The organism is Pelosinus sp. UFO1 (genome assembly GCF_000725345.1).
Classification (GTDB): domain Bacteria; phylum Bacillota; class Negativicutes; order DSM-13327; family DSM-13327; genus Pelosinus.
In genome coordinates, this window is sequence record NZ_CP008852.1 from 3,874,333 (window position 1) to 3,889,249 (window position 14,917).

Genomic DNA, 14,917 nt, shown 5'->3' on the forward strand with positions numbered 1-14,917 from the left:
TAAAAAATTGATAAAAATCATATTTTGCATGTAGCCAATTCACCAAACTTTTGAGTCAAATCAACTGATTTCGCAAATCCTTAAATAGTTACATAAGTGATTTTATTGCCATTCTGCTGGATTACTTTTTTTATGTCATCAAAAGAAACCCAGACAGTTGCCGTATTCTCATTTGGATGAAACCCAAGGCTATTTTTACCTACCAAATCTTGATCAAAGACTACCTCAACAACACAATCTGTATCGTTGATGATCCCAAAAGGAGTTACTGCGCCTTTACTTAGTTGCAGGTATTTTTCCAGCCTTTCTTCAGACGCAAAGCTTAACGCGGTAGTTCCCATTTGTTCGCGCATTTTTTTCAAATCTACGTGCTTATCCTTATCCAATACTACAATAAAATGTCGCTTCCCTTTGTAATCTCGCAAAAATAGATTTTTACATACATCATCCAAATTGGTAATTCCCAGATCATCCATTTGCTCTATTGTATAAGCAGCTGGATGATGGATTACTTTATAATTAAGTTTTAATTCATCTAGTTTCTCAAAAACCTTTTTCTGTTTCTCCATCCTATTCACTTCTTTCTCTCAAAAAAATTAATTACCATATTAAATTTGATTTTACCATAAAAATACAAATTCCTGCAAAGCTATGCTGCTTTGCAGGAATTCACATTATCTATTTTATTTTTGATCAGCAAGTTTAATTCTTGCTGCAGCCTTAGCCCTTACTTCTTCAGGATCTACTATAATTCTAGCAACACCTGTTTTAATTGCAGCGCGAGCTACCGCTGCCGCTACAGCTGGAGCAACTCGTTTGTCAAAAACTCCAGGTACAACATAATCTTCTCTTAGTTCTTCTTCTGTTATTAGCTCTGAAATGGCATATACGGCTGCCAATTTCATTTCTTCATTAATTTGGCGAGCTCTCACATCTATAGCTCCACGGAAAATTCCAGGAAAAACGCAAACGTTATTTACTTGGTTAGGAGAATCTGAGCGGCCCGTACCAGCTACTTTTACTCCCGCAGCCTTGGCATCAGCATAACTAATTTCCGGTTCAGGATTGCACAAAGAAAATACGATGGAATCTCGATTCATACTCTGAACAATTTCTTTCGTGAAGGATCCAGGTTGCGAAACACCGATAAGCACATCTGCACCTTTTGCAATGTCTTGCAGGCTACCTTGTTCTTTTTTCAAATTAGTTCTAGGCAATAAAGCTGCTTGAACCCGATTTACGCGAGATGTCTCCATTCCATCATACATGGCACCTTTGGAATTCATCATAACTACATGCCCTACACCAGCATTGAGTAATAATTGTACGATGGCGGTACCAGCTGCACCAGCACCATTTACTACAACCTTGACCTCATGCAACTGTTTTTTTACTAATCGCAGTGCACCAATCGTAGCAGCTACAGCAGCAATGGCCGTCCCATGTTGATCATCATGAAACACAGGTATATCCATTTGCGCCTTGAGAGCATCTTCAATATCATAGCATTTAGGAGAAGAAATATCCTCTAAATTGATTCCTGCAAAATTAGGTTGTAACAGTCGAACGGTTTTGATAAATTCATCTGCGTCCTTCGTGTCAATTGACAAGGGAATGGCATCTACGTCACCAAATACTTTATATAGTACAGCCTTACCTTCCATTACGGGTATAGCTGCCTCTGGACCAATATCTCCAAGACCGAGCACTCTAGTTCCATCAGTAATAACTGCCACCATATTACCACGGCAAGTATATTCAAAAGATAAATCTTTCTCGCGATGAATTTCCATGCAAGGTTCTGCTACCCCTGGGGTATACGCTAGACTAAGATCATGACCATCTCGTAGTGGAGTCTTAGCAATCACACCTAATTTACCATTCTTTTCTCGATGATAGGCTAATGCTTCATCACGTAAACTCATATTTTATCTCCTTCTAACTATTATTTTCTATATCAACTAAGCTATATTAATTTGCTCACTTAGAACCGCTTTAATGTCGACTTTTAGCGCTTTCAATTACATTATATGATTATTTTAAATATAAAGATAATATCGAATATTTATTGTATGATAACTTTTAGTTATACTGTCTATACCCTTTAGTTTTATCTATTTTGTACTAAAACTTTGTCAAATTACTCCTTTGTAATCTAGGATCGCTCTTCTTTACTTCTTCTACGTTTATAGCTAATTCAAAAAGCCTTCTTGATTACTCAAGAAGGCTTTTTTTACTGGTTGAGAACTATTGACATACGTTCTCTAAATATAATTTTCAACTTACAGAGTGCAAGCACCATCTACACTTAATACTGTTCCGTTAATATATTTAGCATCATCTGATGCAAGGAATGCAAAAGCTGCTGCTATTTCTTCAGGCTCACCTAATCGTCCTGCAGGGACTTTAACAAGAATTCTATCTTGCAATACTTGCTCAGGAATTTTCTTCACCATGTCTGTACCGATAAAACCAGGAGCCACGCAATTGAAACGTAGTCCAGATTTCGCCATTTCTTTTGCCCATGATTTAGTCATACCGATTACGCCCCATTTTGTCGCTGCATAATTGGTTTGCCCCATGTTTCCGTAGATACCTACAACAGAAGAGGATGTTAAAACAACACCTGACTTTTGTTCTAACATATATGGTAATACTGCGGAAGTACAATTAAACACGCCAGTAAGATTTACAGAAATGACAGCATCCCAAGCATCTTTTGTCATTTTTTTCATCATCGCATCTTTTGTAATTCCTGCGTTGTTAATCAACACATCTACTTTACCAAAAACTTCAATCGTTTTGTCCATCATATTTTTAACACTCTCTGGGTTGGCTACATCAACTTGAACATAAAATGCGGCAGTTCCCTTTGCTTCTAGTTCAGCTACAGTACCTGATCCATCAGCAAAATCAGCAACAACTATTTTCGCACCTTCCTCAGCAAATCTAAGGGCAGTACACTTGCCAATCCCATTAGCAGAACCAGTAATGATTACTACTTTATCCTTCAAACCTCTCATTTTTAAAAAACTCCCTTCAATACTCTTTTTATATTATAAACCTTTGCCTATAACATCGCTTTTAAATTGCCTCGATTACAGTAGCAATAGCCGGTCCCCCACCAACACATAATGAAGCAACACCATAACGCTCGCCAGAACGTTTTAATTCATATAAAAGTGACACAATTATTCTTGCAGCAGTACACCCAACTGGGTGGCCGAGCCCAATTCCAGAACCATTACGATTAACATTTTTAAGATCAAGATTTAATTCTTTATTTACTGCTATAAATTGGGCTGCAAATGCCTCATTAATTTCATAATAACTAATTTGATCCTTAGTCAAGTTTGCATCCTTCAGTACTTTAGGAATAGCAAAAGCTGGTCCTATACCCATAACCTCTGGGTGTACTCCCATATTCGCAGTAGCAACTACACGGGCGAGTGGCTTGATCGAAAGTTCACGGGCTTTCTCGGCAGACATTAATACTAATGCGGCTGCACCATCATTAACACTTGATGAATTGCCTGATGTTACGGTTCCATTTTTCTTAAAGGCAGGTTTCATGCCAGCTAGCTTTTCAACTGTAAAATCATCTCTCGGATGCTCATCTGAATCTACTACTACTGCTCCTCGTCTCGTTTCAATAGTTACAGGAACAATTTCCTCTTGAAATACTCCACGACGTTGAGCAGCAATCGCTCGCTGATGACTCAGCAATGCTAATTCGTCTTGTTCCGAACGGGATATATTGTACTGCTCAGCCAAGTTTTCCGCTGTAACGCCCATATGATAACCCTGTATTGCACAAATTAAACCGTCGTATAGCATAGAATCATGGATCTCACCATGACCCATACGATAACCTTCACGAGCACCTTTTAGAATATAAGGAGCCTGAGACATACTTTCTGCACCAACAGCTACCACAATTTGTGCTTTTCCAAGCATAATCGACTGTGCTGCGGCTTCGAATGCTTTCATACCGGAACCACACTGTTGATCAACCGTATATGCGTACCCTTCAGTAGGCATTTTGCATTTTAACTGTATCTGGCGACCAGGGTTCCCTTTTGCTCCACCTTTGTAAATCATGCCACAAACAAGTTCTTCAACCTGTTCAGGTTTTAAATTGGCTCTAGCTAATGCTCCGTTTACAGCTATTACTCCAAGATCAATAGGACTTACGTCTTTTAGCGCTCCAAGGAAATTACCAATTGGAGTTCTTGCAGCACCAACGATTACTACCTCGTGTATCATTACTTTGACCTCCTTGATCTCCCTTAACTATATAACCGTTGAGCTTACTTATAGAGTAATGCAAGTTATGTGCCAATAATTAGATCTTTTAAAAATCCTCTTAAACTCAATTATTGCGCTATATCTATTATTTGTTTCTAACTTTTTTGTCCTATAGCGTACTATAAATAGACAACAATGTCTATTATATTAGACATGCTTACCTCGCTATATTATGCTCCAAATACAAAAGGCCACCTTAATCAATTAATGATCAAAGTGGCATTTAATAATAGGTGCAGTTGTTCAGATTATTCTAGAACCATTTAAGACTCTGTAATCGTTCCGCCCATTAACATGAAGTACCTGTACTGAAACATAGTAGGAGTCTTGTGAAGCGAGATATACTATGCTATTCATAACCTTATGTCACTCTCCCATCAATCTTTTTAACGAAAAGGTAATTGGTTTAAGAAGCAAATACACTTTGTAATCGTTTTTTTAACCAAACTTCCAATATCGCAGCTCGACTAACTAGAAATATACCCCAAAGTACCAAACTAACCCCGATGAATGAGTAAACTGATAAATATTCTGACAGAACATAGTAACCAACAAATTGAGCAATCACTGGTGAAATATAGGTCCATGTTGAAGGTAATAATGGGCCTGCACGATTTACTAACCAGTAATACGATCCATGACCAACAAGTGAACCAAATACAACAAGATAAGCCCATGAAAGGAATATATTATAGTTGATAATTAGTTCAGTTCGTTCTGTGGCTAAGGATAGCATGATAAGCAGACTTCCACCAGCTAGCATTTGCCAGCCATTGAGCAGGGCGGGACTTAAACCCGCAGCTAAGATTTTTTTTGATTTCATTGTACCAAAGACGCAGCCAACTTCAGCGGCAAGTATCCCTGCTACAGCTAATAAAGCTTCTTTCGTCACATCGATCCCTAAGGCAGGAAATACTGCAACACCTACTCCAATAAAGGAAATAAATAAACCACAGCCCTTAATCCAAACACTTTCTCGAGAACCTTGAAACCATTCTACAATACCTATCATAATCGGCGTAGTTGCAGCCAATAGTGCTGCAATACTTGACGAGATATACTGCTCACCCCAGTATAAACAGCCAAACATGATCCCAGTCATAAAGATACCAACTAGTAAAACATCTCGTCGCTCTTCGACTCGTAAGCTAATTTTGCCATGCAATAATTTAACGGCAACCAATACGATAACTCCCGCGATAAAAAACCTGGTACCGGCGAAGAGAAAAGGTGACACTCCAGCTTCTATACCAACCTTAATCGCGAGAAACGTGGTACCAAAAATTAAACACATCAAACCATATACTATATACATAAGCTCTCCCTCTTTTCTGTTATATAACATTCGTGTATATTATTCTTATAAAACCATTTATTTACTATAACAGTCAAGGAACAGGTATAACAGTTGGAGGACCTATGAAAATTTCTATTAACCGCCAAAGTAACGTTTCGATTCGCCAACAAATTTATTTAGAAATATCTCAGCGTATTCGTTCCGGTCTGATTGAACCAGATTTTAAACTTCCTTCGGTGCGAGAATTAGCCAAAGATCTAAACGTTAGCTTAGTAACTGCACACCAAGTTTACAAAATGCTTGATCATAGCAACTTAACGGAAAGCATTCGGGGTAAAGGTACCTTTGTGCGCAGTACGAAAGATGATACTTTAGATACGAATAACCCTTCCGCTACTTTTGATTGGCAGCTTTCTGTCCCTGACTATCTGCCGCGCGCTAGTTTTTGGAGTCAAAGTACAGTACGCTTACCACCCAATATATTAGATTTAGCATCTGCTTCAGTACATCATTCCCTGCTCCCTATGCATTTAGTTCAAACCTCTATCCGTCAAACACTCGACAACTCTCCCAGCTCCCTAGGGAAATACGCTAATTTCCAAGGAGATAGTGACTTCATACTTGCCTTAATAGATTATCTAAAAGTATTATCAATTGATTTAACTCCCCACCAATTAATCGTTACAAGTGGTACACAGCAAGGTATTGACCTATTTGCACGTACCTTTCTTGGACCTGGTGACATTATTGGAGTTGAAACTCCTTGCTTTTCAGGAGCCATTGATGCCTTTCGCTTGTCTCATGTCAATCTGCACCCCATCCCTGTTGATAGCAATGGAATACGAGTTGATATACTAGAAGATTTGGTGCCTTATACTCGTTTTAAAGCTATTTACACTGTTCCCACTGGGCAAAACCCTACTGGTGCGATTATGTCTCTATCACGGCGGCAAGATTTATTGAATTTTGCAAGGCAGCATAATGTCCTTATCTTAGAAGACGAACCACATCGTGAACTAGAAATGGATAAAATAAAATGCTCTATTTTACCGCCACCGTTAAAGATGTTAGATACAGACGGTCGGGTAGTTTATCTTAAAGGTTTTAGCAAATTTCTCTTTCCTGGCATGCGGCTTGGCTTACTTGCCGCAGATGGCAGTATCTATAATCGACTGCTTGCAGCCAAATCTATTGCCGACCTAGGATCCCCCCTTTGGCTGCAAAAGTCTCTTGTACCGTTTTTTCGTAATCCCCAGCTTTTCTCTTCCATTCGTAAAATGAATACAGTTCTTGACAGCCGTCGCAAAGCTGTTCTCCAAACACTAGACCTTCTTCTTGACCCTCGCATTATTCGCCCTAAACAAACTGCTGGCCTCCACTTATGGTTGTCAATGCCAAGCGGAATTCACACGGATTTCTTAATTCCTGAAGCCCACCGTCGCGGCGTACATTTCCTTCCTGGTTCAATTTTCTATCCCGGAGAACCTGAGACCAATCATCTTCGAATTTGTTGGACTAACCTTACAGACGTAGATTTACCAAAAGCGCTCAAATTACTTTGCGAGTTACTCAACGATGCTGTTTTACATCCAGACCTTTTCTCTTAATTGAAATAAATCCCCTTTCCTATTCGCAAATAAGAAAACCAGCAGGTGCTAAAGCCTGCTGGTCTTCTTATCGTAAGGATGTGAACTTAATTTCTCCTTCATGAACGTATAGAGAGACATATTTGAGAGGATCATTGAGAGGTTTTGTTAATGGTCCCATAAATAATTTGACACCGGGGTAAATGACACCGTTCACATGTATCTTGCCTGGTTTAAGAGATTTGAGAAGGTCTTCAATATGAGTTATGCGTTGCCGCATCTCTTCTAAACTAACCCTCATTGTATTGCATTCAGCCTCTTTTTTTGCATATCGATCTCTTTTTTCAGACGAAAGATTTTCAACACCTTGGTTTAAAATGTAGGATAGAGATTTCTTTAATTCTTCATATAAAGCTGTTGCTTTTTTACTTTCAAGACGAATCTTAAATAATTCATCCTTAAGATATGGATTGACGGAGACTTCAATATCAGTAGCAACATTGGCCTGGTTGCCAATGGTGAGAGCGCGAATTTCTTCACCGGCTGATATCCGTCCGCCACGAACAAGACCGCGCTGCCCTTCTACAATTACTTTGACACCCGCAAAAACTGAACTATTTAAAATTACATCGCTAACATTAACTTCCTGATCAGCATAAACAGTAGCATTTTCTATAAAATTCGTCCTTAGGCGCTCCCGTGCTTTAATTACGCTACGATTCATTCCCTGAATGCCTCTGTGGATAATAATGTTATTAGCTTCTACAATACCACCACAAATGCTGCCGCATATTTCAACATTACCGCCTGCTTTTACTGAAAACTCAGGTTGAACTGAACCGCGGACAATGACACTCCCCCTAAATTCGATATTTCCGCTGGAATAATCAACATCCCCTTCAATTACAATGACTTCTATGACATTGATGCGCTTATCGAGAAATATATGCAAATGACCATCAATTGCGGCATAAAGACGCCAATCATCAACATTAATCACATTTTTTCCTACAGGCATTAGTATGTCTTTCCCCGGTTTCGCTAAAATTGGCAGTCCAAAGACGTCTATCCCCGAGGTACCAGGTGTAGCGGGAATTTTCTCTACTAAAAGCTGTCCTTCTTCTACACAGAGAAAACTATTGTTTTCCTTAAAATCAACGCGCCCATCATCCATCTCTACTGGACGTCCTTGACTATCACTGTCAACGTGATAATGCAGAAACGCGTTATCTCCGTCACAGGGAGGATTGCCACGTGCAACAACAATATCACTCCCTACACGTAATTGAGTGAGAGACTCAAGAGCGGGTACGTCAATACCGTAAACAACACCAGCCGATTTTAATTTGTCTATTAGTTGCGACATTGTAACATTAGGAACATCTTCTGGTATGGTAAGATCAATCCTAGCTTCCAGACGATCCCGTCGCACCCTTACGCGAATACTAGGCTCCATTCGAAGCGACACCTGTGCATTGACAATTAGTATTGGCTGACCAATAGCCTCCTTGATCACCGTGGAGATGAAATCACTATCAAATTCAGTAAATTTTTGATTCATCAATTCTTGAATAATCTCGCTTTTTTTTGCTGGAGACCCAGCGTTGACCGGTGGCCACACACTGAGATGAACGCCTGCATCTGTTGCTGTAATTTGATACCGGCCATCTTGGGAGGGTTGTGAATTCATAATTAGTATTGGTCTGCCAATGGCTTCTCTGATTACCGTAGAGATAAAATCACTGTCAAAATCGGTAAATTTTTGGTTGATCAAATTTTGAATAATCTCAGTCTTTTTAACTGGCAATCCCGTATTGACTGGTGACCATACACTGAGATAAACGCCAGTATCTGTAGCCGTGATCTGATACCGGCCGTCTTGAGATGGCAATGAGCTAAAAATTTGTATTGGCTTACCAATGGCCTCCTTGATTACTATGGAGATAAAATTACTGTCATAGTTAATAAATTTTCGATTGGTCAAATCTTGTATAATTGTTGCCTTTTTTACTGGCAGCCCATCGTTACTTGGTGGCCAGACACTAAGGCATACGCCAGTATCAGTCGCGGTAATTTGATATCGGCCGTCTTGTTTCAGGGGGGAAACTTTTTCATTCATTGGGTATCTCCTTTTGACAGTTTTACTATTGGTACTTTCTTTGAACTTTTATTGATGCAGGTACACTCATTTTCCAATTTTATTTTTACCATCTAGATGGATTAATTTAAACCTATACTTTATAATAATAAATCATTTTGTAATTTTTTTCCTATACTAAAAGGTATAGATTACCAATAAAATTCAAAGAAAATAAATGACTTTTTTAACATTTAGATAACTCCTTGTTTAGACAAAAATAAAGCCATGTTTAGGATTATTCATCCCAAACATGGCTTTTAAATTTATTACTTCAGAATTCTATTTTACCAGTAAAAGCCGTATTTCGAGCTTCCTGCTTCCTGCATAATTTCGCCTTCTCTTACTACTCTCTCTACAATAAATGAACCAATTTTCTTTAGTATTGTCACGTTTTTCACTCCCTAATCTTAGGTAATTATTAACTTCAATATCAATACATTCTAATTGATAACAATTGTCAATTAGAATGTCTATTCCGTTAAAAGGCACTATTATGCAAATTACAACTATTCAATAAATAGTATTATATTTAATGAATAGTAGCCCTTTTACCACGAATAAAAAATCCTGCAAAGTAAGTTACTTTGCAGGATTCTTTCAGTTAATAATTGTCAAGTTCTCATTATTAGCGAGAAATTGCAGCCACTTCTTCATACAATTTGATTTCTGGTTTTTCAAGAAGCAAGCCGGAAATTGTGCTAAATAATTCTTTTAAATAAGGTGTAGAACCATGATGATCTAGTGCTTGCTGATCTTGATATTTTTCATAAAAGAAAAATTTCCCAGCATTGGTTTTGGAACGATGAAGCGCATATGCTACAGTGCCTTCTTCCTGTTGCACCTTAGGAAATACAGTCTGTAACGCAGCCTCTAGTTCTTTTTCCTTACCTGGTTTTGCCTGCATATTAGCTACTAACGTAATCATATGTTAAAGTCTCCTCTACTAAATACTATGTGATTAGTTATAACACATTTTTAGTAATTTAATTACTACTAGTTCCGTTTCTCACACCATGCTTAACTCGATCTTTTTCTTCTGCCCGTTTGCCATCATTCCATTTATCCATAGTACCTACTAAGTATCCAGTAATACGACGAATACGTTCAAAACCCATGCCGTTTTCCCCTTCTACTCGTCCACATTTTGGACATTGATCGCCAATCACACCTGTAAAACCACATTTCGGATCACGATCTACTGGATGATTAATAGAGCCATAGCCAATGCCGCATTCCTTCATCTTGCGAACAACCATTTCAAAAGCATCTAGATTTTTGACCAGATCTCCATCCAATTCAATGTAGGTAATATGGCCTGCATTGGTCATTGCATGATAAGGAGCTTCTATCTCAATTTTTCTAGCAGCTGGAATTGAATAATATACAGGAACATGGAATCCATTTGTATAGTAATCCCGATCCGTTACCCCAGGAATAACTCCATAATTCTTAGCATCAATTTTTACAAAACGTCCTGATAAGCCTTCTGCTGGTGTCGCAATCAAGGAAAAATTCTGTTGGTACCTTATTGCTGCTTCATCCATACGTTTTCTCATATGTCCAATGATTGCAAGTCCTGCTTCTTGAGCTGCCTCCGATTCTCCATGATGTTTTCCATAAAGAGCGGTAAGAGTCTCCGCTAAGCCAATAAATCCAATTGTTAGAGTGCCATGTTTAATTACATCTTCTAGCGTATCTTCCCATTCCAATTTATCCGAATCAAACCAAATCTTCTGTCCCATTAAGAAAGGAAAATTCTTAACTTTTTTATTCTTTTGGATTTCATAACGATCTAATATTTGCTGAATTACCAGTTGAATTAAAGAATCTAATTCTTGATAAAAACCATCTATATTAGGCGCCGTTCTTTCACCTAAACAAATACCATGATTAATTCCTATTCTCGGAAGATTGATGCTAGTGAAGGAGTTATTCCCCCTCCCAAAAATAATACCATCGGATTCAGGGAATACAGATCCAATAACCCTTGTTCTACATCCCATTGTCGCAATTTCTGTTTCAGGACGACCTGGTTTATAGTATTGCAAATTGAATGGTGCATCAATAAAGACGAAATTAGGAAATAATCGTTTCGCTGAAACACGACAAGACAATTTAAATAAGTCATAGTTAGGATCTTCCGTGTTATAATTAATGCCTTCTTTTACCTTGAAAATACTAATTGGGAAAATGGCTGTTTCTCCATTACCTAAGCCAGCTTCTACAGACAATAAGAACTGTTCTACGACCAATCGGCCTTCTGGCGTAGTGTCTGTCCCAAAATTGATGCTGCTAAATGGTACTTGTGCCCCTGCCCTAGAATGCATGGTATTTAGGTTATGCAAAAATCCTTCCATTGCTTGATAAGTTTTCTTTACTGTTTCCCTTTTAGCAAAACGATAAGTAAAATCCTGAATTTTATCGATCTCAGGTTCCGTTATAGTAATGCCATATCCTATTAACGCTTCCTTCAAACGGGATGCTTCTTGTCCATGATAAACTTGATATTCCGTCTCACCAATTCGAGGATAATCTCCTTCCTCACCACTATATTGATGGACTGTTTTTAAGAGGATTTGATCAATGGTGTCTTCCTCTAGATTTGGATAATCAATGATCAATACTTTTTTCATATTTTCTGCATATAACTTAATAAAAGTTTTTGCAACACCTGCAGCTAAGCCATAATCAAAATTAGGAATGGATTGTCCTCCATGCTGATCATTTTGGTCACTTTGAATAGCAATAGCTGCCAACGCAGCATAGCTCATAATATCTTGAGGCTCTCTTAAATGGCCATGCCCTGTAGAAAAACCATCGCGAAATAGCTTCTTAATATCAATCTGACAGCAAGTCAAGGTGCCGATAGCCTCAAAATCCATATCATGGATGTGAATATAACCAGCCTGATGAAATTTAGCATGTTCTGGCTTTAAGATATGATGAATCGCAAATTGCTTAGACCCTGTTGCCCCATACTGAAGCATCGTTCCCATAGCGGTATTTCCATCTACATTAGCATTTTCTCTTTTGCCATCAACTTGTTCTGCATCTTTAAAGGTAATGTCCTTATAATCCATCATCAAACGCATATTTGCTTCCCGCACTTGAGTACGCTTGGCCCGATAAGCAATATACTTTTTAGCAACAGCTACCTCTTCTGACTGCAATAATACATCCTCAACAAGGTCTTGTATTTCTTCCACTGATAAGCTATGTATTTTACGTGTCTCAATGTTAGTAAGTACTTTGTCTGTTAATAGCTGGAGTTTTTCCTTTTTTACTACACCATCAAAGTTTTCCTTGTAAGCCTTTTGAATTGCCGCATAAATTTTTCCTGGATTAAATTCCACTTCACGACCATCACGTTTAACAACTTGAAAATTGCTCATATTTCCCCACCCTAAATATTTATATTTTTAAAACTAAACTACTCAAATCTTTGCATTTTTAAATTAAAGCAACTTCCATACACAAAAATACTTATTTTTGGTGGATTATTCACGCCCACCAAACGAGTAAAAAAACGTTACATTTGAATAAAATAATTATTCTCTATACGTAATTATATCACTATATTTTTTTAAACCAAGACTTGACTTTTACTAATTTACGGTTATCTATAAAATTTCAAAATACACAACATATAGTATTGTCTTTTCTTTTTAAAAGCACATATTGTATTTTCATTATCTAGAAATCCTAGGGTAAAAGTCCTAAATTTTTGCTTAAAATTAAAAAGATTAGGCAAAAATCCAACTGTTTTTGCCTAATCTTTGCTTTATTAATTTACCAATATTTCAAACCAAATCAATATATCCAGTCTTATATTTAAATCGCTACTGTTTTGATGATACATCTTACAGCTAGGATATTATACCTAATGAAATTAGTTCTTAAATAGTCCAAACTTACGCAATATAGGCACTACACGAGAACCAATCAACGGTACCTGTTTCATATCGCTCTCGCTAATGCCGCCAATAACGAGCAATACTCCACCATATACAATAATACCAAAGGTCATCGCTATAAGAGTGGCAAGGGCTATATGAGACGTAGCCGAGACAATGGCATCATAACTTATGTAAATAACACTTCCCATAACAGCGGCTGCAATGCTTGGTTTTACTAAGCTTTTAATCTCGATGGCATAACCAACATAACGATGCACATAATAAATATTCAAACATGCGGCAACTCCAATATCTGCTACCGTCGCCCAAGAAGCCCCTTTAATACCAAGAGTCGGAATAGCCGTCAGTGCCCAATTCAAAACAATCTTAAAAATAGCTGCAATCCCCATATTAATGACGGGAATGGCAGTATGCCCCATACCTTGCAATACTCCTGTTGTCACCTGGTGTATGCCTAAAAGAAAAATTCCAATAGATATAATACTGATTGAATGGCTAGCCTGGGGCGCATTATAAACCATCTGAGAAATAGGCTCGGCCAACAACCACAAAGCTGCAAAAGCGGGAATGGTCACCAAATTAGCAATTCTCATAGCAGATGCTGTTTGCTGATAAATTCGCTTGGTATTACCTAGGGAAAAAGACTCCGATATAGCTGGCACTAAACTAGTAGCCAATGAAGCTGTTAAAATCGTGGATAAATTCAGCAGTGGTACTGCCATACCTGTTAAATAACCAAATAATTCCGTTGCCTGTTCCACAGTATACCCCGCCACCTCTAACCGGGCAGGAACAATAAATAAATCAAAATTTGCTACAATAGGCAGCATAATACTTGATAAAGATACTGGTAAAGCAAGCTTGATTAGACGTCTTATGATGCTCATACTCGGTTCTTGTACCCGGTCTATAACTTGTCCCTCTGTATCTTTTTTACTTTGTTTTTGTAGACGTACATAATAATAAATCAAAACCAGCAGGCCTGCCACAGCTCCTGGAGCAGCCCCCAAACTGGCCCCCCCTGCTGCATAGTCTAAGCCTTTAGGTAGTAATAAACTTGCAAAGATTAACATCGTACCAACTCTAACTAATTGTTCGGCAATTTGTGATACAGCAGTTGGCGTCATGATTTGGCAGCCTTGTAAGTACCCACGATAGCTGGATAAAATCGTGACAAAGAACACTGCAGGTGCTAACGCCAACAGAGAATAGTAGGCCCGGGGATCTCGAATAAAACGGTATTCAATTAACAAACCCGCACCAAAATATAACAATAAGCTAAAGAATAGTCCTGTGATAACTAATACCGTTAAGGAAATTCGAAAAACACGATTTGCCCCAACGTAATCAAATAAGGCCCTTTTTTCAGCAGTAATAATGGAAATAGCTACAGGAATGCCTGCTGATGATACGCTCAACGCCAATAAATAGATAGGAAATGCCATTTGGTAAAGACCAATGCCCTCACCACCTAATACTCTTGATAAAATAATCCAATTTAAGAATCCAATAACTTTAACAACAATGCCACCTACGGTTAAAATCAAAGTGCCTTTTAAAAAGGAATTAGAACTTCCTTTATTCTTATTGATTTGTTCATTTTCTTCCGTCATCTTATATCCTTCGCTCCATAATATGATGCTTACCGTTCCTCACTCTTTATACTACC

Annotated in this window: 10 protein-coding genes; 1 reads left to right on the forward strand and 9 read right to left on the reverse strand. The window is 38.1% G+C overall.

Annotated elements, in window-relative coordinates; genetic code table 11:
• Positions 1-80 precede the first annotated feature (80 nt).
• The 5 genes from UFO1_RS18360 to UFO1_RS18380 all read right to left on the reverse strand — a co-directional run bounded on the left by UFO1_RS18360 (position 81) and on the right by UFO1_RS18380 (position 5,623).
• On the reverse strand, positions 81-569 hold the full coding sequence (locus UFO1_RS18360) for a prolyl-tRNA synthetase associated domain-containing protein (RefSeq protein WP_038673242.1): 489 nt from the start codon (positions 567-569) through the stop codon (positions 81-83).
• 114 nt (positions 570-683) lie between these two features.
• Entirely contained in the window at positions 684-1,925 is a 1,242-nt protein-coding gene (locus UFO1_RS18365) for an NADP-dependent malic enzyme (RefSeq protein WP_038673245.1), read from the reverse strand.
• A 357-nt stretch (positions 1,926-2,282) separates the two neighbouring features.
• A complete protein-coding gene (locus UFO1_RS18370) occupies positions 2,283-3,023 on the reverse strand; it encodes a beta-ketoacyl-ACP reductase (protein ID WP_038673247.1) in 741 nt (246 codons plus the stop codon).
• Between the two features lie 61 nt (positions 3,024-3,084).
• Positions 3,085-4,263, reverse strand: coding sequence for a thiolase family protein (locus tag UFO1_RS18375; protein WP_084159942.1), 1,179 nt, complete (start codon positions 4,261-4,263; stop codon positions 3,085-3,087).
• 451 nt (positions 4,264-4,714) lie between these two features.
• Positions 4,715-5,623 (reverse strand): DMT family transporter, encoded by a 909-nt coding sequence (locus UFO1_RS18380; RefSeq protein ID WP_038673251.1) that lies wholly within the window; start codon positions 5,621-5,623, stop codon positions 4,715-4,717.
• 104 nt (positions 5,624-5,727) lie between these two features.
• Between UFO1_RS18380 and UFO1_RS18385 the strand changes: the two genes are divergently transcribed.
• On the forward strand, positions 5,728-7,212 hold the full coding sequence (locus UFO1_RS18385) for a PLP-dependent aminotransferase family protein (RefSeq protein WP_038673253.1): 1,485 nt from the start codon (positions 5,728-5,730) through the stop codon (positions 7,210-7,212).
• Between the two features lie 67 nt (positions 7,213-7,279).
• Here the strand turns inward: UFO1_RS18385 and UFO1_RS18390 are convergent, their stop codons facing one another.
• The 4 genes from UFO1_RS18390 to UFO1_RS18405 form a co-directional block, all read right to left on the reverse strand.
• Positions 7,280-9,310 (reverse strand): DUF342 domain-containing protein, encoded by a 2,031-nt coding sequence (locus tag UFO1_RS18390; RefSeq protein ID WP_051789007.1) that lies wholly within the window; start codon positions 9,308-9,310, stop codon positions 7,280-7,282.
• 646 nt (positions 9,311-9,956) lie between these two features.
• Positions 9,957-10,256, reverse strand: coding sequence for a putative quinol monooxygenase (locus UFO1_RS18395; protein ID WP_038673254.1), 300 nt, complete (start codon positions 10,254-10,256; stop codon positions 9,957-9,959).
• 58 nt (positions 10,257-10,314) lie between these two features.
• On the reverse strand, positions 10,315-12,723 hold the full coding sequence (locus UFO1_RS18400; RefSeq protein WP_038673256.1) for an anaerobic ribonucleoside triphosphate reductase: 2,409 nt from the start codon (positions 12,721-12,723) through the stop codon (positions 10,315-10,317).
• A gap of 497 nt (positions 12,724-13,220) precedes the next feature.
• Positions 13,221-14,861: a polysaccharide biosynthesis protein gene (locus UFO1_RS18405; RefSeq protein ID WP_038673257.1), complete on the reverse strand. Its 1,641-nt coding sequence runs from the start codon at positions 14,859-14,861 to the stop codon at positions 13,221-13,223.
• Positions 14,862-14,917: the final 56 nt, after the last annotated feature.

Bases quoted from the DNA above. Each gene is read 5' to 3' on its own strand.
- UFO1_RS18370 (WP_038673247.1), bottom strand. From the start codon at position 3,023: ATGAGAGGTTTGAAGGATAAAGTAGTAATCATTACTGGTTCTGCTAAT.
- UFO1_RS18385 (WP_038673253.1), top strand. From the start codon at position 5,728: ATGAAAATTTCTATTAACCGCCAAAGTAACGTTTCGATTCGCCAACAA.
- UFO1_RS18390 (WP_051789007.1), bottom strand. From the start codon at position 9,310: ATGAATGAAAAAGTTTCCCCCCTGAAACAAGACGGCCGATATCAAATT.
- UFO1_RS18360 (WP_038673242.1), bottom strand. From the start codon at position 569: ATGGAGAAACAGAAAAAGGTTTTTGAGAAACTAGATGAATTAAAACTT.
- UFO1_RS18380 (WP_038673251.1), bottom strand. From the start codon at position 5,623: ATGTATATAGTATATGGTTTGATGTGTTTAATTTTTGGTACCACGTTT.
- UFO1_RS18365 (WP_038673245.1), bottom strand. From the start codon at position 1,925: ATGAGTTTACGTGATGAAGCATTAGCCTATCATCGAGAAAAGAATGGT.
- UFO1_RS18405 (WP_038673257.1), bottom strand. From the start codon at position 14,861: ATGACGGAAGAAAATGAACAAATCAATAAGAATAAAGGAAGTTCTAAT.
- UFO1_RS18400 (WP_038673256.1), bottom strand. From the start codon at position 12,723: ATGAGCAATTTTCAAGTTGTTAAACGTGATGGTCGTGAAGTGGAATTT.
- UFO1_RS18395 (WP_038673254.1), bottom strand. From the start codon at position 10,256: ATGATTACGTTAGTAGCTAATATGCAGGCAAAACCAGGTAAGGAAAAA.